Source organism: Alterirhizorhabdus solaris, assembly GCF_007785815.1.
In the GTDB taxonomy this organism is placed as follows: domain Bacteria; phylum Pseudomonadota; class Alphaproteobacteria; order Sphingomonadales; family Sphingomonadaceae; genus Alterirhizorhabdus; species Alterirhizorhabdus solaris.
Map to the genome: position 1 here is coordinate 1 of NZ_VNIM01000200.1, position 2125 is coordinate 2125.

General features: G+C 66.9%; 2 protein-coding genes. One reads left to right on the plus strand and one right to left on the minus strand.

All coding sequences use genetic code 11. The features are described from left to right. Positions 1 to 16 precede the first annotated feature (16 nt). Positions 17 to 931, minus strand: coding sequence for a LysR substrate-binding domain-containing protein (locus tag FOY91_RS21230; protein WP_145156044.1), 915 nt, complete (start codon positions 929 to 931; stop codon positions 17 to 19). A 190-nt stretch (positions 932 to 1121) separates the two neighbouring features. Between FOY91_RS21230 and FOY91_RS21235 the strand changes: the two genes are divergently transcribed. Then, positions 1122 to 2125, plus strand: a 1004-nt coding sequence (locus FOY91_RS21235) for an alanine racemase (protein ID WP_145156046.1), incomplete at its 3' end; no start/stop codon positions are given.

A 2125-nucleotide genomic window follows, 5' to 3' on the forward strand; every position in this document is an offset into this window, starting at 1 on the left:
TAGGAAAGTCCATGGCTCAAGTGACGGAAAGTCGCCACGGCACGGGCGCCAGCGATTGACGGAGTACCGAAAGAAAAGCTGTCGTGCGCGCGCTGCGGCCGTGGCGTGCGCCCAGGATCGCCACCACGTCGGCAGGCGGCGCTTCCCAGTCCGTCAGGACGTGGATCAGCCGACCAGCGACGAGATCGTCCGCCACGTCCCATTCGGATCGGATCGCCAGTCCGGCGCCGGCCAATGCCCATCCGCGCACGACCGTTCCGTCGTTGCTGGACATGAAGGGATCAATACGCATCGTGGCAGTACCGAGGACGCCGTGCTTGAGGCGCCACAGCGTTACGTCCTCCTCATTTTCGCGCACCACCAGGCAACGGTGGTGCGTGAGGTCTGCCGGCGCCGCGACCGGCGTTGCCCGTGCCAGATAGGTGGGGCTTGCAACCAAGAGACGGCGGTTGGGAGCGAGCGTGGTGACGATCTGGCTCATCGACCCCGCCGCTCCGATATGAATGATCGCGTCGCTGCTGTCGACCAGCTGCGCCCCGGGGTGATCGGACAGGTCGAGTGTCACCGTCACCGCCGGATGGAGGCGGACGAAGGCTGCCACGACGGGGGCGACGTGGACCCGGCCGAATCCGTGGGGGGCCGTCACGCGCAGGTGGCCGCTGACCTGATTGCGCCGGTCGCCGAGGGCGTCGCTCAGCGTGTCGAGTGCGGTGGCAACGACATGGGCCTGCGCCGCCACGAGCGCGCCTTCGTCGGTCAGCCCGAGGTGGCGGTGTGATCGCTCGACCAGACGCACGCCAAGCCGCGCTTCCAGCCCCCGTAGCCGCTGCGTGACGGCCGGTGGCGTGACGTTCAGCTTGCGCGCGCTTGCGGCAAGCGATGCCGATGTAGCCACCACCGCGAAGAAGGCGAGATCATCCGACGTCAGCATTAAGGCCCGCCTTATGGATCGATGTAGCAAGCGTTAATTGCCGGTGCTGACCAATCGCGCAATACTTCGCGTAGATCAGACGAGGATTTTTGCGGTGGATGAGGGTTTGACGATCGAACGCGAAACGCCTGCAACAGAGCTGACGCTGGCTAGGCTGGAAACGCCGTGCCTTGTGCTCGACGCGGATCGGATGGCGCATAACGTGGCGCGGCTGCGTGCCCGCCTGTCTCGCTTCGACGTCACCCTGCGGCCCCATCTGAAAACCGGCAAGTCGGTCGACGTTGCGCGCGCGGTGATGGCATCGCCTGCCGGTCCGGCCACCGTCTCGACCCTGAAAGAGGCTGCCCGTTTCGCCGAGGCCGGCGTGCGCGACATCATCTACGCGGTGGGTATCACGCCCGACAAGCTGGGGCGGGTGCTCGATCTGCGGAGCGGTGGCGTCGATCTCGCCGTCGTGCTCGACACGGTCGAACAAGCAGAGGCAGTGGCCGCCGCTTCGCGCGAGGCTGGCGTCCGCATCCCGGCCTTGATCGAGATTGACTGCGATGGCCACCGCTCGGGCATTCTACCGACAGACGTGGAAAAGCTGACCGCGATCGGGCAGATCCTTGCGACCGACGCCGAACTGCGCGGTGTTCTCACCCATGCCGGCGGCAGTTATGCTGCGCGCGGCGTGGCCGCCCTGGTGGCTTGCGCGGAGGAGGAGCGGCGCGCGGTGGTGGACGCGGCGACGATCCTGCGGACGGCGGACTTGGCTTGTCCGGTCGTGAGCGTCGGCTCCACCCCCACGGCGCATTACGCGGCCGACCTGACGGGGGTGACGGAAGTGCGCGCGGGCGTGTTCGTGTTCTTCGATCTCGTGATGGCCGGCATCGGCGTCTGCGAAGTCGATGACATCGCGCTGTCGGTGATGGCCACCGTGATCGGCTTCCAGCGGGAGAAGGGCTGGATCCTGACCGATGCCGGCTGGATGGCGATGTCCCGCGATCGCGGAACGGCGAAGCAGGCGGTGGATCAGGGCTATGGCGTCGTCTGCGATCTCGCCGGGCGGCCGTATCTCAATCTGATCGTCGCGGACGCCAATCAGGAGCATGGCATCATCGCCGTCCGGCCGGGATCGGGAGGGGTACTGCCCGATCTGGCGATCGGTGACCGCGTGCGTATCCTGCCGAACCATGCCTGCTCCACCGGCGC

Bases quoted from the DNA above. Each gene is read 5' to 3' on its own strand.
- FOY91_RS21230 (WP_145156044.1), bottom strand. From the start codon at position 931: ATGCTGACGTCGGATGATCTCGCCTTCTTCGCGGTGGTGGCTACATCG.